The organism is Sulfurospirillum sp. E15m, assembly GCF_059415145.1.
Genome location: NZ_JCAHZS010000003.1, coordinates 1 through 22,493, shown reverse-complemented (window position 1 = coordinate 22,493; position 22,493 = coordinate 1). Strand labels below are relative to the sequence as shown.

The 22,493-nt window shown below is 38.5% G+C and carries 24 protein-coding genes, 1 tRNA gene and 1 rRNA gene; 8 read left to right on the top strand and 18 right to left on the bottom strand.

Annotation, left to right across the window (positions count from 1 at the left end):
- Positions 1–55: 55 nt before the first annotated feature.
- The 7 genes from AC5SLP_RS05620 to AC5SLP_RS05590 form a co-directional block, all read right to left on the bottom strand.
- Positions 56–1,978, bottom strand: a complete 1,923-nt coding sequence (locus AC5SLP_RS05620; protein ID WP_495254172.1) for a penicillin-binding protein 1A — start codon at positions 1,976–1,978, stop codon at positions 56–58.
- The gene (locus AC5SLP_RS05615; RefSeq protein WP_495254171.1) at positions 1,975–2,670 is read right to left on the bottom strand and encodes an ATP-binding cassette domain-containing protein; all 696 of its coding nucleotides are present in this window, start codon (positions 2,668–2,670) and stop codon (positions 1,975–1,977) included. Before AC5SLP_RS05615 ends, AC5SLP_RS05620 begins: the two co-directional genes overlap by 4 nt.
- Positions 2,667–3,758 (bottom strand): aminotransferase class I/II-fold pyridoxal phosphate-dependent enzyme, encoded by a 1,092-nt coding sequence (locus AC5SLP_RS05610; RefSeq protein ID WP_495254170.1) that lies wholly within the window; start codon positions 3,756–3,758, stop codon positions 2,667–2,669. Before AC5SLP_RS05610 ends, AC5SLP_RS05615 begins: the two co-directional genes overlap by 4 nt.
- 4 nt (positions 3,759–3,762) lie before the next feature.
- On the bottom strand, positions 3,763–4,314 hold the full coding sequence (gene maf, locus AC5SLP_RS05605) for a septum formation inhibitor Maf (RefSeq protein ID WP_495254169.1): 552 nt from the start codon (positions 4,312–4,314) through the stop codon (positions 3,763–3,765).
- A 1-nt stretch (position 4,315) separates the two neighbouring features.
- Positions 4,316–4,813, bottom strand: a complete 498-nt coding sequence (locus AC5SLP_RS05600) for a hypothetical protein (protein WP_495254168.1) — start codon at positions 4,811–4,813, stop codon at positions 4,316–4,318.
- 3 nt (positions 4,814–4,816) lie between these two features.
- Positions 4,817–7,363, bottom strand: coding sequence for an alanine--tRNA ligase (gene alaS, locus AC5SLP_RS05595; RefSeq protein WP_495254167.1), 2,547 nt, complete (start codon positions 7,361–7,363; stop codon positions 4,817–4,819).
- Between the two features lie 71 nt (positions 7,364–7,434).
- Entirely contained in the window at positions 7,435–9,390 is a 1,956-nt protein-coding gene (locus tag AC5SLP_RS05590) for a glycoside hydrolase family 17 protein (protein ID WP_495254166.1), read from the bottom strand.
- A gap of 108 nt (positions 9,391–9,498) precedes the next feature.
- On the opposite strand from AC5SLP_RS05590, the gene AC5SLP_RS05585 reads away from it, so the two are divergent.
- Positions 9,499–9,666 carry a hypothetical protein gene (locus AC5SLP_RS05585; protein WP_495254165.1) on the top strand — a complete coding sequence of 56 codons (168 nt, stop codon included), beginning with the start codon at positions 9,499–9,501 and terminating at the stop codon, positions 9,664–9,666.
- On the opposite strand, the gene AC5SLP_RS05580 is transcribed toward AC5SLP_RS05585, so the two are convergent.
- Positions 9,663–10,148 (bottom strand): Lcl C-terminal domain-containing protein, encoded by a 486-nt coding sequence (locus AC5SLP_RS05580; RefSeq protein WP_495254164.1) that lies wholly within the window; start codon positions 10,146–10,148, stop codon positions 9,663–9,665. The two genes, AC5SLP_RS05585 and AC5SLP_RS05580, sit on opposite strands and share 4 nt — an antisense overlap.
- On the bottom strand, positions 10,145–10,837 hold the full coding sequence (locus tag AC5SLP_RS05575) for an SDR family oxidoreductase (RefSeq protein WP_495254163.1): 693 nt from the start codon (positions 10,835–10,837) through the stop codon (positions 10,145–10,147). Before AC5SLP_RS05575 ends, AC5SLP_RS05580 begins: the two co-directional genes overlap by 4 nt.
- A 106-nt stretch (positions 10,838–10,943) precedes the next feature.
- Between AC5SLP_RS05575 and AC5SLP_RS05570 the strand changes: the two genes are divergently transcribed.
- Genes AC5SLP_RS05570 through hemH form a run of 3 tightly spaced genes read left to right on the top strand, consistent with a single transcriptional unit; the run spans position 10,944 to position 13,891 of the window.
- Positions 10,944–12,035, top strand: coding sequence for a DegT/DnrJ/EryC1/StrS family aminotransferase (locus AC5SLP_RS05570; RefSeq protein WP_495254162.1), 1,092 nt, complete (start codon positions 10,944–10,946; stop codon positions 12,033–12,035).
- A gap of 2 nt (positions 12,036–12,037) precedes the next feature.
- Positions 12,038–12,937 carry a Gfo/Idh/MocA family protein gene (locus AC5SLP_RS05565; RefSeq protein ID WP_495254161.1) on the top strand — a complete coding sequence of 300 codons (900 nt, stop codon included), beginning with the start codon at positions 12,038–12,040 and terminating at the stop codon, positions 12,935–12,937.
- Positions 12,938–13,891, top strand: a complete 954-nt coding sequence (hemH, locus tag AC5SLP_RS05560) for a ferrochelatase (RefSeq protein ID WP_495254160.1) — start codon at positions 12,938–12,940, stop codon at positions 13,889–13,891. It abuts the gene before it with no gap.
- Here the strand turns inward: hemH and AC5SLP_RS05555 are convergent.
- Genes AC5SLP_RS05555 through flgB form a run of 4 tightly spaced genes read right to left on the bottom strand, consistent with a single transcriptional unit; the run spans position 13,857 to position 16,896 of the window.
- Positions 13,857–15,638, bottom strand: a complete 1,782-nt coding sequence (locus tag AC5SLP_RS05555) for a peptidoglycan D,D-transpeptidase FtsI family protein (protein ID WP_495254159.1) — start codon at positions 15,636–15,638, stop codon at positions 13,857–13,859. The genes hemH and AC5SLP_RS05555 overlap by 35 nt on opposite strands.
- A 14-nt stretch (positions 15,639–15,652) precedes the next feature.
- Positions 15,653–15,949 (bottom strand): flagellar hook-basal body complex protein FliE, encoded by a 297-nt coding sequence (gene fliE, locus AC5SLP_RS05550; protein WP_495254158.1) that lies wholly within the window; start codon positions 15,947–15,949, stop codon positions 15,653–15,655.
- A 5-nt stretch (positions 15,950–15,954) separates the two neighbouring features.
- Positions 15,955–16,449, bottom strand: a complete 495-nt coding sequence (flgC, locus tag AC5SLP_RS05545) for a flagellar basal body rod protein FlgC (RefSeq protein WP_495254157.1) — start codon at positions 16,447–16,449, stop codon at positions 15,955–15,957.
- Between the two features lie 9 nt (positions 16,450–16,458).
- Entirely contained in the window at positions 16,459–16,896 is a 438-nt protein-coding gene (gene flgB, locus AC5SLP_RS05540; RefSeq protein WP_495254156.1) for a flagellar basal body rod protein FlgB, read from the bottom strand.
- A 121-nt stretch (positions 16,897–17,017) separates the two neighbouring features.
- Here flgB and AC5SLP_RS05535 point away from each other — a divergent pair, with 121 nt between their 5' ends.
- Genes AC5SLP_RS05535 through AC5SLP_RS05525 form a run of 3 tightly spaced genes read left to right on the top strand, consistent with a single transcriptional unit; the run spans position 17,018 to position 19,666 of the window.
- The gene (locus tag AC5SLP_RS05535; RefSeq protein WP_495254155.1) at positions 17,018–18,178 is read left to right on the top strand and encodes an FtsW/RodA/SpoVE family cell cycle protein; all 1,161 of its coding nucleotides are present in this window, start codon (positions 17,018–17,020) and stop codon (positions 18,176–18,178) included.
- The gene (murG, locus tag AC5SLP_RS05530) at positions 18,175–19,194 is read left to right on the top strand and encodes an undecaprenyldiphospho-muramoylpentapeptide beta-N-acetylglucosaminyltransferase (protein ID WP_495254154.1); all 1,020 of its coding nucleotides are present in this window, start codon (positions 18,175–18,177) and stop codon (positions 19,192–19,194) included. Before AC5SLP_RS05535 ends, murG begins: the two co-directional genes overlap by 4 nt.
- Before the next feature lie 13 nt (positions 19,195–19,207).
- Positions 19,208–19,666 (top strand): GNAT family N-acetyltransferase, encoded by a 459-nt coding sequence (locus tag AC5SLP_RS05525; RefSeq protein WP_495254153.1) that lies wholly within the window; start codon positions 19,208–19,210, stop codon positions 19,664–19,666.
- Positions 19,667–19,673: 7 nt separating this feature from the next.
- Here the strand turns inward: AC5SLP_RS05525 and AC5SLP_RS05520 are convergent.
- A tRNA-Arg gene (locus AC5SLP_RS05520) sits at positions 19,674–19,750 on the bottom strand.
- A gap of 67 nt (positions 19,751–19,817) precedes the next feature.
- Here AC5SLP_RS05520 and AC5SLP_RS05515 point away from each other — a divergent pair.
- On the top strand, positions 19,818–20,696 hold the full coding sequence (locus tag AC5SLP_RS05515; RefSeq protein ID WP_495254152.1) for a nucleoside recognition protein: 879 nt from the start codon (positions 19,818–19,820) through the stop codon (positions 20,694–20,696).
- Here the strand turns inward: AC5SLP_RS05515 and AC5SLP_RS05510 are convergent.
- From AC5SLP_RS05510 to rrf, 4 genes are all read right to left on the bottom strand, one after another.
- Positions 20,656–21,081, bottom strand: coding sequence for a thioredoxin fold domain-containing protein (locus AC5SLP_RS05510; RefSeq protein WP_495254151.1), 426 nt, complete (start codon positions 21,079–21,081; stop codon positions 20,656–20,658). The two genes, AC5SLP_RS05515 and AC5SLP_RS05510, sit on opposite strands and share 41 nt — an antisense overlap.
- A 10-nt stretch (positions 21,082–21,091) precedes the next feature.
- Entirely contained in the window at positions 21,092–21,460 is a 369-nt protein-coding gene (locus AC5SLP_RS05505; protein WP_495254150.1) for a thioredoxin fold domain-containing protein, read from the bottom strand.
- Complete coding sequence (locus AC5SLP_RS05500; protein WP_495254149.1) at positions 21,457–22,350, bottom strand: DMT family transporter; 894 nt, start codon at positions 22,348–22,350, stop codon at positions 21,457–21,459. The genes AC5SLP_RS05505 and AC5SLP_RS05500 overlap by 4 nt, the downstream gene beginning before the upstream one ends.
- A gap of 52 nt (positions 22,351–22,402) precedes the next feature.
- Positions 22,403–22,493, bottom strand: a 5S ribosomal RNA gene (gene rrf, locus AC5SLP_RS05495); the annotation flags it as partial.

The window sequence follows — 22,493 nt, the reverse complement described above, 5'->3', positions numbered from 1 at the left end:
AGAGGAAGCTTCTAAAAAGCTTCCTCTCACGCTTGTTTCTCCCTCGCATTTCTGCTTAGAAAATCAATCCACCTTCGTCTTGTTGCTGTTTAATATTGGCTTTTGGGAATGGCGATGTATCGGTAAAATATTCGGTTACACCGTTAATCTTACGAGACCCAACCCCTTCAGGGATTTTAAACTCACGTGTCGTTTCAGGATGCATCTCAAGGTATTTTGTCATAAAATATTTAAAAGCAGGTGCCGCTGAACGTCCGCCAGTTTCACCTTTTTTCAGAGGGGAGTTGTTGTCATTGCCAAACCATGTAATGACTTCAATGTCAGGAGAAAAACCACAGAACCATGCATCGACGCTGCTATTGGTAGTTCCTGTTTTTCCAGCCACTTCAATATTAGGAACTTGTGCATTACGACCTGTTCCTCGTTTTACAACTTCACGAAGAATATCAATCATTAAAAAACTTTGGGCAGGAGATGTAATAACTTGCGATTTTGTTTCATAAACTTTTTCAACCCCAGCTCGATTAATCACTTTTTTAACAAGTAATGGCTCAACTTTAACACCGTAATTTGGAAACATAGAGTAAAAACTACTAAATTCAAGTGGAGAAATTCCAAAGCTACCTAGTGCAAGAGAAAGGTCCATTGATAAGTTTTTAAACCCGTCTTTTTTCAACTCTTTATAGACACTATCAAGTCCTAATGTAGAAAGCAAGTTAATGGTTGCGAGGTTGCGCGAATGCACCAGCGCTTCTTTTAGTGTAATCAGCCCTTCAAAATCATTTTCATAATTTTTAGGTTTCCACTCTTCATCGGTTTCACTGTTTACATATGTTCGGGAAATATCAGGAATTTCAGAAAGAGGTGAGTACCCCCAATCCAGTGCTTTTTGGTATAAGAACGGTTTGAAACTTGACCCTGGTTGGCGTCTGCTTTGGGTTGCACGATTGAAACTGCTTTTTGCATAATCAAGACCGCCAACTAACGCTAAAACATTACCCGTATTGTTTTCCATAACAACCATAGCGCCATTGAGTTCAGAAGTATTCATATCTTTTGCACGTGCAAGCATACCGTTGTAGCCTACTTTGAGTGACTCTTTTGCAAGATGCTGGAGCTTGATGTCAATACTGGTGTAAATTTGATAACCCCCTTGTTTTAGGTCATCGTATTCTGCGCTGACATTTTTAATCACTTCATCGACCACATAAGGGGCACGATTGCGGGTTAATGTTTCATCATAAACGATAGGATGCTCTAAAGTTGCTTTGGTATATTCACCTTCGCTAATCCAGCCTAATGTGTACATACGATTGACCACTTGATTGGCACGACTAAGAGAGAGGTCCATGTGACGCGTTGGGTCATACGAACTTGGTGCTTTTGGAAGACCAATAAGCATGGCTATCTCTTTTAAACTCAACCCATCTAAGGGCTTTTTAAAATAACCTAGCGCCGCCGTTTTGATGCCATAATATCCGTGTCCGAAATAGACTTGGTTAAAATAGCGCTCTAAAATCTGCTCTTTGGTTAAAGATGATTCAATCATATACGCAAGAATAGCTTCATTGACTTTTCGTGAAAGTGTTTTTTGTCTGGTTAAAACGGTGTTTTTAATAAGTTGCTGAGTAATGGTACTCGCACCTTCAACCAATTTCATGGCTTGAATATCTTTAACCAGCGCTCTAAAAATCGCTTCAATATTAATACCGCTGTGCTCAAAAAAAGAAGTGTCTTCTGTTGCAATTAATGCTTCAATCACACGTGCAGGTATATTTTTATAATCCACATACAATCGATTTTCTTCATCAAATATATTGGCGATCAACTCGCCGTTACGATCAAAAATTTGTGTTGTAAGTTTTGGATTATAATTGATAATTTTATCCGCATCAAATCTAATTTGAGCATAAAGAAAAATAAGTGCCATGATGGCTGCAAAAACAACCATGAAAAATGTTGTGACGATGTATTTCACGCTCTAAAACTCCTTTGTCTAAATCCAGACGATAATAAATGTTGTGTATAAATCTCTTTAGGGGCGTGGAGCACATCTGCTGTGGCACCACTTTCTAAAATCGTTCCTTGTTTGATAATGCCTACTTCATCGCAAAGATGCTCAATGGTAGCAATATCATGCGTTACAAAAAGCAAATCAAATGCACATTGTTGTTGTAAAGTGCGAATTAACGCCAGTACGTTAGCTTTGCTCTCTTCATCCAAAGCCGTTGTGGGTTCATCCAAAAGTAGCAATTTAGGTTCCAATGCCAACGCCATAGCAATAATAATCCGTTGCAACTGCCCTCCACTAAGCTCTGAAGGAAAACGCTCTAAAAAATCGCTCTCCAATTCAACCATCTGCAAATACTTCTGAGCAATCTCTTCTGGTGCCATAAATTGCCTCTTTATCTTTGTTAAAGGAGAAAGCGCCGTAAAAGGATTTTGAGGGACAAAGGCAATAGACTCACCTCGTTTGAGTTGATAGGAAGCATCATATTCAAGCGTAACATCCAACTCCTGTGGCAGCATTCCTAAAAGAGCTTTCAAGGTTAAGCTTTTTCCACTACCGCTCTCTCCAATTAAGGCAAAAGAGTGTTGAAACGAGAAGGCAATATCAACCAGTGTTTTGGATTGATTTTGGATCACAAGATGTTTACATGTAAAACTCAAAAATGACCCTTTTGAATCTCTTGGCATAAGATTTCAAGCTTTTCCAACGGTTCAGCCAAACGAGGAATAAGGCGTAAGATGGGCTTAACAACCGTAGGAGGACGGATGGCTCCGACAATAAATCCTTTTTCAAGCAAGGTATTTTGCACGTCCAGAGCATCTGAATTTTCATGAAGCGTATAAGCACAAATCAATCCATCCATCAAAATTCCTAAAGAGTTTTGAACCAATGCTTGGCGCTCTTGAATCGCTATTTTAAGTTCATGATGATGCTTTAAAATATACAAGAGACTCTGATGCCCAAGCGCGATATCGAATAAAGAAGGGGCTGTCGTATAGATGATGGCTTTAGCACGATTTTGCAAAAATTCTGCAATATGAGCACTGCATAAAATATAAGCGCCATAACTGCCAAGTGCTTTTCCAAGCGTTCCCATTTTGATATGATTTGGACCTGGCGTAATGCCAAAAAGATCAAAGACTCCGCGTAAATGTTCACCCACAACACCAACACTATGGGCTTCATCGACAATTAAAAGCGCATTGTATCTATCAGCGACATCAAAAATGTCTCGATTGAGTAAATCGCCACTCATCGAGTAAATACCCTCAACCGCGATAATAATGCGGTTATGGTTGTGTGTGTTAATAATGCTTTCAAGATGATTGGCATCATTATGATGAAACAAAACCACTTCGGCATCGACTGTTTTAGAAGCTATCATGCCACTGGCATGATACTCCTCGTCCAATATCAACAAATCACGTTTTCGCGGTAATGCTTCAATCAATGAAAAATTTGCTAAAAAACCACTACCACAAACAAGTGCAGCTTCAAAATTGTTTTGACGGATTAATAACGCTTCAAATTCTTCATGTATAGGATGGTATCCATTGACTAAGATGGATGCTTTTGGCGCATGACTTTTATACATCGAAACTTGCGCCACAGCTCGCTCAAACAAGTTTTTGTGCTCTGCAAGCCCTAGATAATCATTAGAGCTAAAGTCACACACGTTCTCATCAAATATTTTTCGCTGGCGATAGCGATTGGATTTACTCAGTGCTAAAAGTTCATTTTGATACATACGTTTAACTCAAAAAGGGGATTAATCGCTCAACACTGAGCCCCATGGCAGTGCTTTCGAGTCCAACAACGTCTTGAATGTAGGATTTACAAAATCCCTCAACCATGCACGCTCCAGCTTTTCCCATCCATTCATCACTTTGCAGATACGCATCTAATGCATCTGAGCTAAAAGGTGCAAAAAGATAGTCAGTCGATGCCAAATCAATCAGTTCATAAGATTTTGATTTATAAATCATACACGTCATAATGCTGACTTTATTACCGCTTTGAAGTTCTAAAATACGTCTGGCGTCTGCTTTATCCTTGGCTTTGCGAAGAATTTCACCTTGTGCCGTTACTACAGTATCGGCACATAAAACAGGCAATTCCAAATCCCAACGCTCAAGATAACTTTGCATTTTCCCCTTCGTTGCATGATAGACAAAATGAGCAGGGTCACGAATAGCCAGTGTCTCTTCATCAAAACCAGCATCCCTTTGAATAAAAGGAATGCCAAATTTTTCAAGTAACTGCGCTCTGGTAAGGGAAGAGGAGCCTAATACAATGGTTTGCATTCTAAAAACCTCTTAAAATAACACCAAAATAAACAGAGATAATGGCAAGCAATAGGTTCAGAGGAATTAAATATCTGACCATCAAAATCACATTTTCTTCCACTTCAATATAATTCTCTTCCTCAAAACCTTTTTTGGCTTTGAGGTATTTTAAATACATGTAAACAAAGTTAAACGATATAAATGTCCAAAGTGCTTCTTTTGTATGCACCATAATGTAATTTAGAGGATTCCCACTTCTAAAGCCAAGGCCTATATGCATAAACACCGATGTACCTGCAATAATCAACATTAAAGGAACTAAGAAGAAAATGTATCGGCTCATCATTTTCATACAACTGGTAAATTTGATTTTCACATCAGGAACATCTACTTCCACAGGTTGAATGATAAAACGCATCACAAACATACTGCCAATGAGTAAAGACGCACTGACAATATGTAAAAAAACAATAATCCTACTAAAATCTCCAAACACCTCTATGATAAAATCTCGCATTTCCTATCCTTGAAGTTGTGCCTTCGCATAAGCAAGTGCTGCTTGTTTTGCTTCATCAATTTTACTTGCGTCACGTCCGCCTGCTTGCGCGAAATCATCTCTACCGCCACCGCCACCACCGACGATTGGAGCAATCTCTTTAATCCAAGCACCCGCTTTAATGCTAGCATTTTTAACACCTGCAGCAATGAATACTTTGTCATCTTTCACTTGAAGTAGTAAAACAGCAACAGCATCTTTTTCATTTTTTAGATCATCAATGCGTGCTTTAATATCACCTGCACCTAAAACATCGACAATGAGTTCCACGCCATTGACATGTAAAGACTCAACAGCCTTTCCTGCACTAGCATTTAAAGATTCTACTTCGCTTTTAAGGCTTTTAATCTCTTCTTTCAGACGGTTAATACCAATGAGTGGTTCTTTATGTTTCACGCTCTCTTTAATGGCTTCAACCTCAGCGCGTAGGTTTTGAGCATACACAAGTGCCGCTGCTCCGCATATCGCTTCGATACGACGTACACCTGCACTTACGCCACTCTCTTTTTGAATAAAAAAGCTTCCGATTTTAGCCACGTTGCTGACATGCGTTCCACCACAAAGCTCTACGCTGGCATTACCAAAGCTGACCACGCGGACTTCAGAGCCATATTTTTCACCAAAAAGTGCCATAGCACCGCTTTTTTTCGCTTCATCCACGTTCATAAGTTTTGTCACACCATCAACACCACTGGCAATAACGTTATTAACAAATGCTTCAATTTGAGTCAGTTCTTCGGCACTGAGAGCTTTTGGATGTGAAAAGTCAAAGCGCAGTCTGTCTTTTTCGACCAAACTACCCGCTTGGGAAACATGTTCACCTAAAACGGCACGTAACGCACTGTGGAGTAAATGGGTTGCACTGTGATGCTTTTCAATCTCTAAACGAGAGACATCAACACTTAAATGAACAGCATCATTAACATGTAACGGTTTTTCAAGTTCTACCAAAGAGAGATTTAGGTCAAAAAATTTCTTCGTATCCAAAACTTTACCATAACCTTCAATACTACCTTCATCACCGCTTTGACCGCCGCTCATAGCGTAAAATGGTGTTTGTTCAAACATAACCCAACCATTTTCTTCTAAGGTTTGTACTTCTTTGAAGTTTTCATCTAACAGTGCTAAGACTTTGGTTTGGCACTCTTTTTGTGTGTAACCCACAAAAGTGTTATGCCCAAATTTTTCCAAAAGTGGTTTGAAATCGCCTTGCGTTGCTTTATCACCGCTTCCTTTCCATGAAGCTTTTGAACGTGCTTTTTGTTCTGCCATCAAAGCCTCAAACTCCGCTTCATTCACACTTAAACCTTTTTCACGAAGCATATCTGCGGTTAAATCAAGAGGAAAACCGTAGGTATCGTAGAGTTTAAACGCTACTTCACCACTAAACATCTCTTTGGTATTGGGAAGCTCTTTTTCAAAAAGTTCGAGCCCTGAAGCGATGGTTGCGAAGAAGCTCTCTTCTTCGTTTTTAATCTGCTCGGCAATAATCTCTTTTTTAGTCACAAGGTAAGGATACTGTTTGCCCATAAGCTCACACAACGTATCCAGCAGTTTATACATAAAAGGCTCACGAAGACCCAACAAATAACCATGTCTTACCGCTCGGCGTAAAATGCGTCTTAAGACATAACCACGTCCTACGCGTCCAAACGTTGTGCCTTGTGCTACCAGAAAGGAAACGGCACGAATATGATCAGCAATAACGCGATAACTCGCGCCCGTTTTATACACATACGCTTTTCCACAAAGCTCTGCTACTTTATTGGTCAAAGGAATAAATAACGAAGAGTCATAATTACTAAACACACCCTCTTTGACTGCCGTTACACGCTCTAAGCCCATACCTGTGTCAATAGAAGGTTTTGGAAGTGGATGCAATACACCCTCTTTATCGCGCTCATATTGCATAAAGACAAGGTTCCAAATTTCAAGGAAACGATCACCATCGCCGCCCATATAGTCTTCAGATGTATTAAAATTTTCCGCACCTTGGTCAATGAAAATTTCACTGCACGGTCCACAAGGACCTGTATCGCCCATTTGCCAGAAGTTGTCTTTGTCGCCAAAGCGCATAATACGACTGGCATCAATATGTTTTTTCCAAATTGCTTCTGCCTCATCATCACTCTCATGAACCGTTACCCAAAGTTTATCTTTTGGTAATTTCAAGACTTCTGTGACGAATTCCCAAGCATGTGAGATAGCATCTTCTTTAAAATAATCACCAAAAGAGAAGTTTCCTAGCATCTCAAAAAAGGTGTGATGACGCGCTGTATAGCCAACATTATCAAGGTCATTGTGTTTACCACCCGCACGAATACATGTTTGACATGTTGTTGCCCGTGGGGGATTAGGTCTAGGCACTTCGCCTGTGAACACACTCTTAAAAGGAACCATACCTGCATTGGTAAATAGCAATGTTGCATCATCTGGCACAAGGGGAGAACTCTCGATAATCTTGTGACCTTTTCGCTCGAAAAACGCTAAAAATTCAGCTCTTACATCCATACGTTTATCCTATCTGTTATGAAAAATTCTTTTATTTTAACGAAACTATCTAAAGGCTTTTATTAAAAGGCTTATGCAAGCGAACATTTGTCGCTCAAACGATGCCCAACAATCCACCAACCAAGCACAACAATTATCGCACCTAAAAAGCCATTGAAAGTTAAAAGACAAAAAAGTCCTAAAATAATAGCAACCATTCCAAGAAAATAACTTCCGCTAAAAACACTGACTAAGGCGACAACGATTCCACTTAAACCGACATAATTCATATAAATCACTTTTCCCAAAATAGCACGCAATTGACAGATGGGAAGCAATGGGTCTGCCGCACACACATCAATCAATGAGGTATTGACATACACGCTATTTTTCATGACTAAAATTGAAAGTGCCGCTACGATAAGAATTAGAAACGATTTGCTGATGCCACACAGTTTAGCCGGTGATATCCACAGCGTTGAAGCAAACATAATGACTAAAACAACCCAATTAAGCGCAAAATCATTGCGAGCTGTCTCATGCAATAACACTGCAAATGCCGAAATAAAAAGGGCTAGACCGCTGATCTTTTCCAACAAGCCATTCTGATCTTTTCGTTCAGTGGCAAAAAAGAGCACCAAGTAAGTAATCGCAATAATACCAACGGTTCCCATCTCAAAATTAAGATACCGCCCATCAAAAGCCAATGCCAATGCCATAATCAGAACAATACTTACGGTCATTAAATGGAGAAAATCCTCTAAAAAGTGTGCTTTCAAAGGTGCTTGAAGCGTAAAAACGGCTAAGGTATTGTGCATAGAACCCGGTGAACTTACAGCCTCAGCGACTTGATAACGTATTAATTTAAGCCACCAAAGAAACGCTACGCCCAAACACAAAATTGCCCAGCCATACTCCAACACGTTGCGCGACACCATCCAATACATATTGGCTTGCCAGGCAAGTGCAACAGAACCGCCAAAAAGTGATAAAAACCAATAAGGGGCTTTTTTACAGGCACAACTCTGAACACGTGTAAGCCAAATCAATCCAAAAAGACTTAGAAGAAAACTGCCAACAAACAGCCATTGTGCATGAGGATAGTTGGAGACAAAACCGTGTAAAATGTGTTTGTCCACTCTGTTGGCATCAAACAATCCCCAATACCCGCCAACTGCACCTTCACTGTTACGTTTCCATGGTTGGTCGAACGCTTCGATAAAATTGTATTTCCAACCATTCTCTTCTGCCATTTTGACAAAGCCCCGTGTAAAGATAGCTTGATTGACTGCACTCGGATTTGCCCCTTCTCGCATTCGTCCAAAACTTGGCCAACCCGTCTCTCCAATGACAATCTCTTTATTTGGAATTTTTTGCATCATTTCATCACGAATATTTTTTACATGTAAAAGTGCTTGATCTACGCTAATAGGCTTATCTTCCCAGTATGGCAAGATGTGAATCGTCACACGATCCACCAATGGTGCAATCTCTGGATTTTTATTCCAAAACTCCCATACATCTGCATACGTAATAATCATATCGGGCAATGCTGTTTTCACCTCTTCAATGTATGCTTTGAGTTGCCCTGCACTCACATCGCTTCGAAGTAGTGCTTCATTGCCAACGACAACGGTCTCGACAATATCTTTGTTTGCTTTTGCCAATGTGATGGCCGTACTAATCTCTTTTTGTGTTAATTTGGCATCACTACTCACCCATGCGCCAAGCCACATTTTTAGACCATGTTTTCGGGCAATCGCAGGTAAGTCTTCTAACCCTACACTTGAATAAGTACGAATACAATGGGTAATGTTAGACAAAAGAGCTAAGTCTTGGTCCATTCGCTCATGAGAAGGACGAAATCCTTTGACAATATCAAACGGAGAATCATCTTTTCCAAAAGGAGCATAAGAGAGACACTGAAGTTTAACATTGGGTTCTAATGTTATCAAATCACTCGAAGGTTTTGCCATCCAAAACCAAAAAACACCTAAGGCGACAAACATCGCACTGTAAAATAGAACAAGTTTAAGACTATGCTTCATGCACATTGACTCCCAAAAAGAATACGCGATTATACAGAAAAAGGGTTTAAGGGATTACATGTAAAAAATCGTGTTATACTATTTCATCGTATTAAAAAGGAAAAAATGATGTCAAAAATTAAAAAACTGTGTGCTTTAAAAAAAGACGACATCGAAAAGAGTGCCAAAAAAATTATAAAAATTGTTTCAAAACCAAAGTTTATTTGTGAAAAATGCGCCAGAGTTGCTAAAGATGAAAAGCATTTATGCCATCCCTCAGCCCTTAAAAAAAGCTAACGTACTAACCGTACGGCTCCTATAAATCCTTTCGTATGCGCATCAACACTCCCGTTCATAAAATCAATCGTATAAAAGAGTGTTGGTATCACCTCATCACCTTCTAAGTAAATAGAAGCACTAAGATAATTCGCTCCTTCATGTGTCACATCTTGGACTTTGCCAAAGAACTTAGCATTAAGCATCGGGCTTTTACATCTTTTTTCGACCAATGTTTGCAATTCATCAATGCGGGGTAACCGCCATCCATTGCCCAACGAACGTGCCAGTGCTTCTGCCTCTTTTCGTTTGAGAAATTCTATTTCACCGACACATCCTTTGCCTTTTTTCCAGACTTGTCCCAACGTACATCGGCTCCATACTAGCCCTGTTTTGGTGTCAGTGACCTCATTTCCTTTTGCAATCAATGTACGAGAGGGCATTGAACAATCTGCCATTAAACCTAAAGCCGTCATTAAAAAAATAATGCTATATTTTTTCATGGATAGACCATTTTTCGCGTCACGCCACCGTCAATGACAAAATTACTTCCCGTGATAAACCCATCACTTCGCTCCAATAAAAAAGTCACCACTTCAACAATGTCTTTTGGTTTTCCGACCCTGCCGCTCGCATGCCATGCGTTTTCTTCTTTTGTTGGCGTATAGTTTTCATCGGTGTTAATCCAGCCAGGGCTAATCGCATTGACACTCACCTGTCCTGATAAAGAGATGCAAAGCGCATGCGTTAAAGCAATAAGACCTCCTTTAGAAGCAGAATACGGCTCCGTTCCCGCTTCTGACATCCCTGCTCTTGTTGAAGCAATGTTAATAATATGCCCATGACTTTCACTTAATAAAGGAGCAAAAGATTGTGAAAGCAGATACGGTGCGCTTAAATTAACGGCCAATGTCTTTTCCCAAGCTTCTAAAGACTGCTTTGCTAAAGGAATATGACTAAAAATAGCCGCGTTATTGACAAGCCCATATAAAGTACTCGTCTCTTTTTTAATCTGCGCTATTGTTTCTTGAAGCTTTGTAAGCTGGCTTAAATCGCACGAATAAAAACGCTCACAATACGTATGTTTTGGAGCAATACAGTCAATTCCAATAATAGAATAATGATGCGATAAACTCTCAGCAAGTGCTTTTCCAATTCCTTGAGCAACACCTGTGATTAAAACCGTTCTCATTTCATACCTCCATGACGATAGTGAAACAATAGCATACAGGCACTTTATCCTCGCAAAAGAATGTTTGGAGTAAAATATTGGCTATTTTTAATCTAAAGGTATCACGATGCAAATCCCTTTTATCGACCTCAAATCACAGTATGAAACTTACAAAGAAGAGATCAACCAAGCTGTTTTAAATGTTTTAAGTTCTACGCAATTTATCATGGGACCAGAAGTCACTAAACTTGAAGAAAACCTCGCAAAATACACAGGAGCTAAATACGCTTATGCATGCTCTAGCGGAACCGATGCATTGTTACTCGCATTAATGGCGATTGATGTTCAACCGGATGATGAAATCATTACCACACCGTTTACGTTTATTGCTACGGCAGAGACCATTGCACTTTTAAAAGCAAAACCTGTTTTTGTTGATATTGATGAAGCAACATATAACATCGATCCAAAGCTTATTGAAGCTAAAATCACCCCAAAGACCAAAGCCATTATGCCCGTATCACTTTACGGTCAAACAGCAGACATGGATGCCATCAATGCTATCGCAAAAAAACATAATTTAGTCGTCATTGAAGATGCATGCCAAAGTTTTGGAGCTGAGTACAAAGGCAAAAAATCATGTAACCTTTCTACCATCGGTTGTACCAGCTTTTTCCCTTCAAAACCACTAGGTTGCTACGGTGATGGCGGAGCCGTTTTTTGTAACGATGACGTCCTCGCTGCAAAACTTAAATCACTGCTTAATCATGGACAAGGCAAACGTTATGAACACAAGTACATCGGTATTAATGGTCGTTTAGATGCGATTCAAGCTGCCGTATTAAATGTAAAGATGAACCACTTTGAAGCAGAATGTAAAAAACGCATTGAAGTCGGAACACGTTACTCAAAGCTTTTAGAAGAAGCGGACGTCATCACCCCCAAAATCATGAGTGACCGAAACTCCATGTACGCGCAATACTCCATTCGTGTCAAAAACCGTGAAAGCGTGATGCAAAAATTAAATGATGCGGGTATTCCAACAGCGGTTCACTACCCAATTCCTTTACATCTTCAAGAAGCAATGGCGTATCTTGGGTATAAAAAAGGTGATTTTCCACTCAGCGAACAAGTAGGTAATGAAATCATGAGTCTTCCAATGAGCCCATTTTTAACAGAAACCCAACAAGATTTTATCGTCAAAACAATTAAGGCATAACTATGGTAAAAGTAGCACTAATCGGTCTTGGCTCTATGGGTCAAAACCACTACAGAGTTTTAAAAAGTTTACCTGAATTTGAACTAACAGCGCTATGCGATATTCAGCAAACCAGAGAATACGATGAACCTTTTTATACGGACATTGACGAAATGTTAGAAAAAGCGGATTTTGAAGCAGCTGTCATTGTTGTGCCAACTTTTTTACATAAAAGCGTTGCGCTTAAATGTTTAGCAAAAGGCAAAAATCTTTTCATCGAAAAACCTGTTGCATCCAATTGTGAGGAAGCAAAAGAGATTTTAGCAGCCGCGAATAAAGCACAAGCAAAAGTGTGTGTAGGATACATCGAACGCTTTAATCCTGTCGTTGAAGCACTCAAAAAAGAGTTAGAGGGTAAAGAGATTTACAGTATCGGCATCACTCGTGTAGGTCCATTTCCACCACGCATTGCAGATGTGGGCATTTTAACGGACCTTTCGGTTCACGATATTGACCTGATTCGCTATATCACAGAGCATGAAATCGAACAAGTCTCTATCTATAAATCTCAAAAAATACACAACCACCACGAAGACAACGCCATTCTTTCCTTTAGACTCAGCGGAGAGATTGTTGCGAGCATTACAACTAACTGGCTAACGCCTTTTCGTAAACGAACCATTGAAGTGGCTACCAAAGAAGGTTATTTTGAAGCTGATTTGATGGCGCAAGATTTAACAGAATACTCCGAATACCAACGCAATAACTCTTATGTCATTCGTAAATGTATGGTCAAAAAAGAAGAGCCTTTGATTCGCGAACATAAAGCCTTTGCCGCGTATATTGAAACAGGTGAACGCCACGGATTGAGTACCATTGAAGACAGTATGATTACGCTAGATATCTCTTCACGGAAGTCCTAAATGAGTCAAAAAGCGCTTGTGCTTCTCAATATGGGAGGCCCCAATAACCTTGAAGAAGTCAAGCTCTTTTTGCACAATATGTTTAATGATAAAAATATCATCACGGTTAAAAGTGACCTTTTACGTCGTTTTATCGCTTTCATGATTACCACTTCTCGCACAAAACAAGCCCAAAGCAATTATGCAAAACTGGGAGGGAAATCACCTTTAGTGGGTTATACAAAACGCTTGGTTGATAAACTTCAACGTGCCCTTCCCTCTTTACATGTAAATTTTGCTATGCGTTATACCCCACCTTTTTGCGATACGCTAATTCAAGAGTTGCAAGATAAAGGGATTAATGAAGTTATTTTATTGCCGCTGTATCCTCACTATTCGACCACCACGACTAAATCATCCATTGAGGATTTTCAAGAAGTGGCAAAAACACTCGGATATAACGGTAAAATAAGTATTATTGAGCCTTTTTACGAAGATGTAACGTATAACAATCTGATAGTAAAAAGGATTAAAGAGACATTAGGGGAGCATCATCCTTCAGAGTTTGAACTCATTTTTTCAGCGCACTCATTGCCTCAAAAGATTATCGAAAAAGGTGATCCGTATCAACAGGAAATTATTTTACATGTAAAACGCATTGAAGCTCTTTTAGAAGCAGAAAAGATGCATTTTAAAAATATACATTTAGCGTATCAATCTAAATTAGGACCTATTAAATGGCTGGAGCCTTCATTAGAAGAGACTTTGCATACGCTTGAGAATAAAAATGCTTTAATTGTGCCTATCTCATTTACAATTGATAATTCTGAAACAGAGTTTGAACTAAGCCAAGAGTATGCAGAGGTTGCGCACACATTAAACTTTAAAAACTATCTCGTTGCGAAATGCCCTAATGATGATGCTGATTTTGTCAATGCGATTATTGGTTGGGTTGAATGTCCGACGAAGGCGTAAGATAACCATTTTCTACTAGTTTTTCCACAACTTCTTTAAACACGGGTACAGCACTTTGTGCCGCAAAATACGCATATCTTTTCTTTGCTTCACGTACAAGTACGCCAATAGTATAGTGGTTCTTTTTGTCGTTGGCAAATCCAAAAAATGAACTGTTATAACTTCTCACATACTCGCCATCTTCTGCAATATGTGCGGTTCCTGTTTTACCACCGATTTCTAAACCTTCCATTTTAGTACCTGTACCCGTACCTTGTTGGACAACCTTAATGAGAATTTTTTGAATTCGCTTGGCCACAGAAACGGGAATAACTTGAACGTCTGGATTTTTGTCAGGGAAAAGCTCTTGACCTATTGGGGAGACAAGCTTTTTGACAAGTGAAAGGGTGGTAATGCGTCCATTATTGTTAAAGACATTATACGCACGCAAAATTTGCATAAAAGTAGCGTTCATGCCGTATCCATACCCCACTGTCGCTTTGTAGATGGGCGAATTAAACCGATTGACTTGGGGAATAATACCAGGGTTTTCAAATGGCAAATCGACACCGCTTCGTACTGAAAATCCAAAATCTTTTAATCCTTGATAAAATTCAACAGCATCCAGCTTTTGCGCTACTTGCGCCGTGCCGATATTGCTTGAATAGACAATGACATCTTCCATACTGAGTTTATCGGCTTTATGCTCATCTTTAATCACTTTTGAACCCAATTTATAACTACCACCATATACATTAACAAGGTCATACGGATTAATTTTATTGGCTTTAAACAGTAAGGCAAACGTGATCGGCTTCATGACAGAACCTGGCTCATAAATATATTCAATGGCAGAAACATTTAATGCGCCATAATCCTTTTTCTCAATCAAATCAGGATTAAAACGGTTGCTCGATGCCAAGGCAACAAATTCACTGGTTTCGCTATTGAGAACACCGACAACAATTTCTTTAGAATCAAGGTTTTTTTGGTGCTTATCCAAAACGTTTTCAATAATTTTTTGCATTTTCAAAGAGATGGTTAAATGCACATCATACCCATCAAAACGTCGAGAAGAGACGCTATTGCCATCTAAAATAATAGCATTCGAAATATCGCGTGAACCAATGACTAAAGAGTCTTGAACCGAAGCGAGTTTATCTTCATAATAACGCTCAATGCCTTTGACACCTGTGGTTTTGGTGATGTTCTTTTGTTCTACCTTACGCACATACCCAATAATAGGAGTCACAGAATCCACCGCAGGATAGAGCCTGTCTTCACCACTTTCAATCACACTGAGTCCATGTAAAAAAGCAACACCTGTTTTTGGGTCTTCATAGCTTTTAAACACGCCTAATTTATAGAGTTTTCGTGAAAGCTCTTGAAGGTATTTTGCACTTTTGGAATCAATACGATACGATAAAACAGTACTGCCTGAATTTGAGTTCAGTGTCGCTGCGACAGCTTTTGGGTCATCCCCACTGTAAAGCGTATAGAGTTTTACAAAAAGATCAAATTTATTGGGGTCAATATTGCGCGTATCGACAATTGCTTTGTAGAGTTTTTGGCTGGTTGCAATTTTAAACCCGTCGGCACTGATAATGTTACCGCGAAGCGCATGGTTTACTTCGCTGTGTTCTAGACGAGGGAGCCTTCGATCAATGGTTGCCCAATAAAAAAGCGTTCCAAGGAAAATGAGGAAACCTAAGAGTACAACAACGAATAAAAAGAGGATTTTAATTTTTTTGGTATCAGAGTGTTCCATGTAAAGGCAAAAATTTAGATTTGAGTTTTAGAGATCTCTTTATAAGCACTTAAAGCTTTATTACGAATCTCTAGCATCATTTTCATACTGGTCTCTGCTTTATTAATAGCAATGGCCGCTTGGTGTAAATCTTTTACTTCGCCGGTTGCTATATCTGCCATTGCACGATCTCCCTTCACTTGGCTATCGTTAATTTCTTCAATGGATTGTTGCAAAATCTTAGAAAAATCGCCATTCGTAGAATCAGCTTTATTAACAGTAGAATTTGATTTATTGGTTAATGATGAAATGGTATCAATGCTACTAGGCATTTACATTATCCTTTTAAAATGTCTATTGCACTTTGAGCAATAGATTTTGCACTTTGAAATGCTGAAACATTTGCCTGATAGGCTCTTGTTGCTTCAATTAAATTTGACATCTCTATCACTGGATTGACATTAGGATAGGCAACATACCCTTCTTCATTGGCATCAGGATGAGATGGGTCGTATTTGTAGCGAAATTCGCTCTCATCACGCACCACTTTATCGACTGCTACGGTCATTATAGCAGGATTGGCATTTTCTTGCAAGAATGGGTCATCCAAGGGATTTTCATAGTCTAATAAGTTATTTTGACTCGCAATTTGCTTATTGAGTGTTTTATTAAAATCAATGGCTTTGAAAACAACATCTTTACGTTGATATGGACCACCTTCGCTTGTTCGTGTCGTATTGGCGTTCGCAATATTAGAGCTGATAATATCCATACGAAAACGTTGTGCTGAAAGTCCATAACTGCTGATATCAAAGCTACTTAAATATGCCATTTTTTATCCTTACAATTTCGCCGAATATTCTATAACGCTTTTAAAAATCAAACCATCTTTTTGTAATGCAGAGCTTAAAGCATTGAACATCATGGCATTTTTACCAAGTTCCGATGTTTCAACGTCTAAATCCACGGTATTACCATCATTTCGTGCCATATGGCCATCACGAAGATAAAGTGTCGATTTTGAACTGTCAAAATCAGTCGTTCCATCTAAATGTGCACTATTCGTTTGTGCCATTTCAAGCTTAGGCGTTGTTGTAGTGTTGCTGCCGTATATCTCTTTTGTTTCTTGAATCAGCGCACTCTCAAAATCAACGTCACGTGCTTTGTAAAAAGGAGTGTCAATATTAGCAATATTGCTAGAAATGAGGTCTTGGCGCATTGCTCTTGCGTTTAAGCCTTCCACCATCAACTTGTTTGCTTTGCTAATTTCAAAACCCATTTGATTCCTTTCGTTATTCTTGCCTTTATGTAAGCAAATAGTATTCCAAATAGTTCCCCAATCGTGGTTTAAACTATTTTAATGTAAAATCACAATAAATCTAACTATACACTAAGAAACCATGGAAACAGATAAAATACTTTTTTCACTTTGTGCGTTTACGCTGTTTGTAGGCATGACTTTTTCATTGTCTCTGCCAGTGTTTACAACACTTTTTTTTGACTATTCAGAGTACCATTTTTTCATTCGACAATTTGCCGTAGGAATGCTCTGTATTTTTATTATGTGGTCACTCTCACAAGTAGATCCCGATAAATTCTTAATCTATATCGGCTTTACTATTTTTCTCAGTTGTCTTTTTCTGATGGGCGTAATGCACTATTTACCCGAATCCCTCGTCACATCTGCAGGTGGAGCGAAACGATGGATTAGGCTGCCTGGTTTTTCACTGGCTCCCGTTGAGTTTTTTAAAGTGGGCTTTGTCTATTTCTTAGCATGGAGTTTTGCACGCAAACTCAATAATGAAAAAAAATCACTGAAAGAAGAGATGCTACTCATTTTGCCTTATATTGCCATGTTTATCTTAGTCATTTATCTGATTGCGGTTATGCAAAATGACTTGGGTCAAGTGGTTGTTTTAGCCCTTACTTTTGCCGTTATGGCATTTTTTGCGGGTACAAGTCTTCAACTCTTTATGCTCGCGATTTTAGGCTCTATCTTTGTTTTTCTCATTGCGATTTTTAGCTCAACACACCGTATATTAAGAATTAAGACCTGGTGGGCGACCATTCAAAATATGGTGCTTTCTCTCTTCCCTGAAAAAATAGCCTCCGTCTTACGTGTTGAAGATGCCCCTGAACCGTATCAAATTTCACACTCTCTTAATGCCATTAAACACGGTGGGCTTTTTGGTGAAGGCATTGGCAATGGTCTTTTTAAACTAGGTTATTTAAGTGAAGTACACACAGACTTTGCACTTGCGGGGATTGCTGAAGAAATTGGCGCAATCGGCGTAACCGTTTTGACACTTGTGATTATTACAATTGTGTATCGCATTTTTAAAATAGCCAGCCGAAGCCACAATAAGGTCTATTATCTTTTTTCACTTGGCATAGGCCTTTTGATTGTTTTTTCATTTTTGATGAACGCATACGGTATTACGTCTATCACACCGATTAAAGGTATTTCTGTTCCCTTTATTAGCTATGGAGGTAGTTCAATATTGGCATTATCCGTCGGCATTGGCATGGTATTGATGATTAGTAAAAAGGCTAAATTATGATTGCAATTACTGGTGGAGGAACAGGCGGACATCTTGTCATCGCAAAAGCGATCAAAGAAGAGTTGAATGCGCGAGGAATTAAGCCCATTTATATTGGCTCCACAGCCGGACAAGATCAAGCGTGGTTTGAACACGATACAGGATTTGAACAAACATATTTTTTAGAAAGCAAAGGAGTTGTCAATAAAAAAGGACTTCAAAAGCTTTTTTCGTTACTCACTATCCTTCGTCTTGCTTTTACATGTAAAAAGCTTTTCAAGCACCATCATGTAGACTCTGTATTCTCTGTGGGAGGGTATTCTGCTGCACCTGCTTCTTTTGGGGCATTTTTATCGCGTTTGCCCTTATATATTCACGAACAAAATGCGATTGAAGGCAAACTAAATACGATGCTCAAGCCCTTCTCGAAAGCTTTTTTTAGCTCTTACCATAATCCCAATGCAATTCAGACCAGTTATCCTGTTAGTGAAGCTTTTTTTGATACGCAAAGAATCCGTGAAAAACTCCAAACAGTCATCTTCCTAGGAGGAAGTCAAGGTGCAACCTTTATCAATCAATTAGCGCGTACGCTTGCTCCGTTTTTACATGATAAAGGCATCGCTATCATTCACCAAACAGGGAAAAAAGATTTAGAGAGTCTTCAACACTTTTATGAAGAGGCGCTTATCCCTGCGGATGTCTTTGATTTTTCAAAAGACATCGCTCAAAAACTTGCATCTGCCGATTTTGCAATTAGCCGTTCAGGAGCGAGTACCCTTTGGGAATTAACAGCGGCGTGTCTGCCTTCACTGTTTATCCCTTTTCCACATGCGGCAGCCAATCATCAGTATTTCAACGCAAAAGTACTGGTTGAACAAGGCGCTGCTTTAATGATAGAGCAAAAAGATGTTGATCCTCAAAAAGTTCTTGAACAACTGTTTCAAACTAATCTTTTTGAAATTTCTTCACGTTTAAAAATGACTATGCAACGCGGTGGAGCTAAAGAGATTGTTGATATAATGCTACAAAATCATTAAAGAAGGAGAGTCTATGTTAAAGGATCTTATTGTACGGATTGCCACCAGAGATGATGCTAAAGAGATTGCAGCATTTAATGTACTATTTGCGAAAGAGACAGTCGATAAAAATATTTCATTGGCACTCACAACAGAAGGTGTTCATCAGGTTTTTTCAAAATTCCATAATGGTTTTTATCTCATTGCAATGGTGGATAATGTTATCGTAGGATTAACCATGATTACGCGTGAATGGAGCGATTGGAATAATGGAGCCTTTTATTGTATTCAAAGTATTTTCGTCACAGATCATGAACACGAAAAAGAGATTCATGATGCACTTCTTGAAAAAGCCAAAACACTTGCAAAAGAGCATTATGATGTATGTGGAGTTAGACTTTACGTTCATAAAGATGACAAGGCAACACAAAAAGCATATGAAGAGTTAGGATTACAAAAAACAAAATACAGAGTGTTTGAAGAAACATTTTAAACGAAAGTGGTGCGCCCGAAGGAATTCGAATCCCTGACCTCCGGTACCGCAAACCGATGCTCTATCCAGCTGAGCTACGAGCGCACATTTTTGTTTGAGGTCGGTATTATAGCTTAGCTAATATAAATTGAGTATTAAAAAAAGAGCCAAAATGACATTTAGTATCCATAAATCACTAAAAACATCCTTGAAAAGTTCATGGACGATTCTAAAGCTGATTGTACCTATCTACATTTTGGCTGATATTCTTTTTTATTATGATATTTTGTCACACATTACATTTATCTTTAAACCATTGGTTTCGCTCCTTGGATTACCGCAAGAAGCTGCACTCTCTATCGTCAGTGGACTTTTTCTCAATCTCTATGCAGCAATCGCTTTTGCTGCGCCATTAGGCTTAAGTGCAAAAAGTTGGACTGTTTTAGCCGTTTTTTTAGGTATAGCACATGCATTGTTAGTTGAGACAGAAATCATGAAACGTTTAGGGATTGCACGTATCTATTCTATTCTTTTGCGCCTCAGTGCAGGATTACTCGTAGGATTATTTGTTACACTATTTCCAGAAAGTTGGTTTGGCTCTGCACAAAATAGCTTAGCGACGATTCCTGAACATACACACTACGCAACCGCATTTGATTTAATAAAAAATTCACTCTATGAAGCTTTCTCTTTATCCTTAAAAATTATTGCATTGGTTTCATCCCTGATTTTCTTTCTTGATGCCATTAAATCACTTTCATGGATCGAAAAGCATTCGCAAAAAGTAAACAGTGGTTTTTCTATTTTAGTGGGTGTCATTTTAGGTATTACTTATGGTGCAGGACTTTTAATTGCTGAATATGAAAAAGGCGTCTTAAAAAAAGACGAAATCCTTTTCATAGGCACTTACTTAATGATCTGTCATGCCATTATTGAAGATACGCTGCTTTTCGTTATTTTCGGCGCCAATCCTTGGATCATTGTCGGATTACGACTTAGTTTTGCAACGTTTATTTCTTATTGTGTTGTCCGTTATTGGAAAAAGAAGTAATTTCTTGTTCATAAACCTCTTCTAAAAGTTCTATAAAAATATCAGGCTTTGTATAGCCTATAAATTCGTCAATTACTTTTAAATCCTGTGGATTAAGGATTATATTTGTCGGATAGTATTTTACATGTAAAAACTCAGGCAAGGACGCATCACCTTTTTTAACTTCCGCACGAACATAATGTTGATTGATTTTTTGAACATACTGTGTAACATCAAAAACATCATGCTCCATTTGAATACAATACGGGCAATTCTCCTTGGTAACACTCAGTAAAATAAGTTTTTTTTCATGTAACGCTTGAGCGCGTTGTTCGGGCAAGAACTCTGCCTTTAACCCTAACATACAGATACACAACACGATAAAAATATGTACAATTCTTTTCATGGATAACTCTTTATTGATTGATAGATTTTAAAATACGTAGAAATTCACTCTTAGAGGGTGCCCCTTTAATTTCATACAAAATATCTTCACCTGATGCATTTACAAAGTAAAAAGTAGGTGTCATTCGTGATGTAAAAAGAGCGGGGATTTCATCTTTTTCAATATCCAGTTTCAGAAAAACATATTTATGATTGATGACCATCTGAACATCTTCTTTTGAGAGAACATATCTATCCATTTGTTGGCAATAAGGGCAGAACTCCATCACCATTTCAACTAAAATCAACTTATGATTTTTTTCTGCTTCTTGTATCGCATCTGAAAAAGTAACCGCAAACAGTAAAGCACCCGTAAACATCCACATCAATATTATTTTCATGATACAACTCTCTTTTTATCTCTTTGTTGAACTAAAAGACCAAGTATAATAAAGATTAAGCCAAGAAATGTTGAAAAAAGAATTTTTTCTCCCACTAGAAACGATATAAATAGGAGCGACAAAAAAGGAGAAATAAAAATAAGATTAGCAATTTTGGACGTATTGATGCTGTACCGCATCGCCTGAAGCCATAAAATAAATGTGATACCCATTTCAAAAAGTCCGACATAAAAGGCACCAGCAATCCCATATACATTACATGTAAAAGAGGTTTTTGTTATAAACATATAAATAAGAATGGCAGGAACGCCTACTAAAAAATTAATAAAAAGCCCAATAAGCGGATCAATATGTAATTTCGTATTGTAAAGCCAATAGAGTGACCATAAGAGCGTAGAAAAAAGAGCTAAAAAGACTCCTAAAGAATTAGAAAAAGCAAAAGCTGAAAATTTACCATGCGTAGAGATAATCAATACACCAATATAACAGATTATTCCAGCAGCAAAGTCATATCGACTCAATTTCTGCTTTAAAATAAAAACAGATAGATACGTCAAAGTTAATGCCCATGTATAATTAATAGGCTGCGCTTCTTGTGCAGGTAAAAGCTCGTATGCATGAAAAAGAACCAAATAATAAGCAAAAGGATTAATTAAACCAAGTACGGCCAATTTTAAATATGTTATCTTTGGATAATATTGTAAAAGAGAAAGCTTCTTTTGCCATACTATAACGCTCAATAATAGTAATAAAGAAAAGAATGAAGCGTAAAAAAGTAGCTGTGTTGCATTCATATAACGTAGAGATAATTTAAAAGCACTTGCAACAGTAGACCATAAGATAATAGCAGATAACGCGAATAGATAAGCTTTAGATTGATTTTTTTCCAAGAAAGACCGCCTTTGTAGAAGACGAAATAAGGGGTAAAAAGGAATCACGAGGAACTGGCGGCGACCTACGTTTCCATCCCAGTAAGGGAGAGTATTATCGGCGATGAAGAGCTTAGCTTCCTGGTTCGAAATGGGACAGGGCG

Coding starts and splice junctions, on each gene's coding strand:
- AC5SLP_RS05610 (WP_495254170.1), bottom strand. CDS start 3,758: ATGTATCAAAATGAACTTTTAGCACTGAGTAAATCCAATCGCTATCGC.
- maf (WP_495254169.1), bottom strand. CDS start 4,314: ATGCAAACCATTGTATTAGGCTCCTCTTCCCTTACCAGAGCGCAGTTA.
- AC5SLP_RS05600 (WP_495254168.1), bottom strand. CDS start 4,813: ATGCGAGATTTTATCATAGAGGTGTTTGGAGATTTTAGTAGGATTATT.
- alaS (WP_495254167.1), bottom strand. CDS start 7,363: ATGGATGTAAGAGCTGAATTTTTAGCGTTTTTCGAGCGAAAAGGTCAC.
- AC5SLP_RS05590 (WP_495254166.1), bottom strand. CDS start 9,390: ATGAAGCATAGTCTTAAACTTGTTCTATTTTACAGTGCGATGTTTGTC.
- AC5SLP_RS05585 (WP_495254165.1), top strand. CDS start 9,499: ATGTCAAAAATTAAAAAACTGTGTGCTTTAAAAAAAGACGACATCGAA.
- AC5SLP_RS05580 (WP_495254164.1), bottom strand. CDS start 10,148: ATGAAAAAATATAGCATTATTTTTTTAATGACGGCTTTAGGTTTAATG.
- AC5SLP_RS05575 (WP_495254163.1), bottom strand. CDS start 10,837: ATGAGAACGGTTTTAATCACAGGTGTTGCTCAAGGAATTGGAAAAGCA.
- AC5SLP_RS05570 (WP_495254162.1), top strand. CDS start 10,944: ATGCAAATCCCTTTTATCGACCTCAAATCACAGTATGAAACTTACAAA.
- AC5SLP_RS05565 (WP_495254161.1), top strand. CDS start 12,038: ATGGTAAAAGTAGCACTAATCGGTCTTGGCTCTATGGGTCAAAACCAC.
- hemH (WP_495254160.1), top strand. CDS start 12,938: ATGAGTCAAAAAGCGCTTGTGCTTCTCAATATGGGAGGCCCCAATAAC.
- AC5SLP_RS05555 (WP_495254159.1), bottom strand. CDS start 15,638: ATGGAACACTCTGATACCAAAAAAATTAAAATCCTCTTTTTATTCGTT.
- fliE (WP_495254158.1), bottom strand. CDS start 15,949: ATGCCTAGTAGCATTGATACCATTTCATCATTAACCAATAAATCAAAT.
- flgC (WP_495254157.1), bottom strand. CDS start 16,449: ATGGCATATTTAAGTAGCTTTGATATCAGCAGTTATGGACTTTCAGCA.
- flgB (WP_495254156.1), bottom strand. CDS start 16,896: ATGGGTTTTGAAATTAGCAAAGCAAACAAGTTGATGGTGGAAGGCTTA.
- AC5SLP_RS05535 (WP_495254155.1), top strand. CDS start 17,018: ATGGAAACAGATAAAATACTTTTTTCACTTTGTGCGTTTACGCTGTTT.
- murG (WP_495254154.1), top strand. CDS start 18,175: ATGATTGCAATTACTGGTGGAGGAACAGGCGGACATCTTGTCATCGCA.
- AC5SLP_RS05525 (WP_495254153.1), top strand. CDS start 19,208: ATGTTAAAGGATCTTATTGTACGGATTGCCACCAGAGATGATGCTAAA.
- AC5SLP_RS05515 (WP_495254152.1), top strand. CDS start 19,818: ATGACATTTAGTATCCATAAATCACTAAAAACATCCTTGAAAAGTTCA.
- AC5SLP_RS05510 (WP_495254151.1), bottom strand. CDS start 21,081: ATGAAAAGAATTGTACATATTTTTATCGTGTTGTGTATCTGTATGTTA.
- AC5SLP_RS05505 (WP_495254150.1), bottom strand. CDS start 21,460: ATGAAAATAATATTGATGTGGATGTTTACGGGTGCTTTACTGTTTGCG.